This is a genomic window from Roseovarius sp. D22-M7 (assembly GCF_037083785.1).
In the GTDB taxonomy this organism is placed as follows: Bacteria; Pseudomonadota; Alphaproteobacteria; order Rhodobacterales; family Rhodobacteraceae; genus Roseovarius.
The window spans coordinates 1-1,553 of record NZ_JBAPKY010000156.1 but is presented as its reverse complement, the minus strand read 5'-3'; the positions used below and the strand labels follow the sequence as shown (position 1 = coordinate 1,553).

Genomic DNA, 1,553 nt, shown 5'->3' with positions numbered 1-1,553 from the left:
CGTGCATGAACGCACGGATGCTAACGTGGCAGGTGGGTCAGTTTTAGATGATCATAACCCACCCAGGTGGGTCACTTTTGCATGCCGATTCACACTCTACGAAGTAACCGGCCCACGCCTGATGAGTTTCGCCGAAATGGCGAACGCGCTGAGCCACGCCATTGGTCGCCCGATCCGGCACATCCCGATCAGCTTCGAGGCGTTCCACGCGGCAATCGCCACGTCCGGCGACGCGTTCGTGGCCGACGTCTTCACCGCCATCGCACGCGAAACACTGGACGGGCGTAATGCGCAGGTCTGTGACGGGGTGCAGAAGGCGCTGGGGCGCCCGCCACGCGATTTTGCCACATATGCCATCCAAGCCGCCAAATCGGGGGCCTGGGCAAGTGCTGCATGACCCCATGGCAGGGGCTATCGCCCCTTCCTTGACACTTCTTCAAGAAAGCAAAGCAATGTTCTCGATCTTCATCGTCATCCTGCTCATCACGATGCTGGCCTATGCCGTCATTCTTGGTGCCTATCTTGCGGTTTCCGACTTCGATCTGCTGCTGCATCGCCCAGACCAGAGCCGCGGAAAAGCGCAGCCCGCCCCTTCCCCGACGAAACCCCATGCGCGTCGACCTCTCTCGCTCCAGGAGATTTTCAAATGTCCACATTCTTCTTCATGCTGATCCAGTTCGCCATCCTCGCCTATGCGCTGGTCGGCGGCGTTTTCCTCGCCTTTTCGGATTTCATCATGCGGTCGCTGTCGCACACTGGCGGCTCGGCTGGCGTGGAGGCCATGCCGGTCATCAATCGCGAGGTCTTCCGCTGGGTCTTCATGGCGTTGTTTCTCGGCATGGCGGCGGTGTCGCTCGCAATTGTCGGATTTGGCGCAACTCACCTCGACCATCCAGCTGGTACGCTGATCCTCGCCGCGGGGGGGATTTACCTGGTCGGCTGCTTCGGCGTCACCGTTTTCTTCAATGTACCGATGAACGAGGCTTTGGCCGGCATGGACCCGAGCGAGGACGCAACCCGCGCCTACTGGACCGGCACCTACCTGCCGCGCTGGACCTACTGGAACACCGTCCGAACGATAGCCTGCGGCCTGTCGGCAGCCCTGCTGCTCTTCGGACTCCTGTGGATGGCACAAGCCCACGTGCAGACCTAATGACCGCTCAACAGGGGGGTGGGCGGCTATCTTTGGAAAGCCGCCCGAAGCGTAAAATCAGGCCGAAACACTATCGAGCCCTGCCGTGGAAGTCGCATCTCCGCCACCGCGCAACAAGACCAGAAGATATGCGATTCGGGCGAATGTTCGCAACACTCGATCAAGCAGCCTTTCGCGGTGCTGGATGCAATGGCAGCGAAGTCTAAGGTTTGTGAATTCGCCATTCACAGCTTGAGCGGGCGCAGCGAATGGCGGCTCTGACGGCCGCGCCGCAGCAACGGTTACCAAGCTCGAATGTCCGGAAAGGTGAAGGATTTTCGATGCGGGCGGTGTTGCAACGGTGCCTGTTGGCGCCTCCTCGGCCCGCGTTGGAAATCTTCCCAAGGTGGAAGCCGCGGTG

Annotated in this window: 3 protein-coding genes; all 3 read left to right on the top strand. The window is 60.4% G+C overall.

Annotation, left to right across the window (positions count from 1 at the left end):
* Positions 1–121 precede the first annotated feature (121 nt).
* Genes V8324_RS21770 through V8324_RS21760 form a run of 3 tightly spaced genes read left to right on the top strand, consistent with a single transcriptional unit; the run spans position 122 to position 1,153 of the window.
* The gene (locus V8324_RS21770) at positions 122–397 is read left to right on the top strand and encodes a hypothetical protein (protein ID WP_336421977.1); all 276 of its coding nucleotides are present in this window, start codon (positions 122–124) and stop codon (positions 395–397) included.
* The gene (locus V8324_RS21765) at positions 387–671 is read left to right on the top strand and encodes a hypothetical protein (protein WP_336421976.1); all 285 of its coding nucleotides are present in this window, start codon (positions 387–389) and stop codon (positions 669–671) included. Before V8324_RS21770 ends, V8324_RS21765 begins: the two co-directional genes overlap by 11 nt.
* Positions 647–1,153: an anthrone oxygenase family protein gene (locus V8324_RS21760; protein WP_336421975.1), complete on the top strand. Its 507-nt coding sequence runs from the start codon at positions 647–649 to the stop codon at positions 1,151–1,153. Before V8324_RS21765 ends, V8324_RS21760 begins: the two co-directional genes overlap by 25 nt.
* Positions 1,154–1,553: the final 400 nt, after the last annotated feature.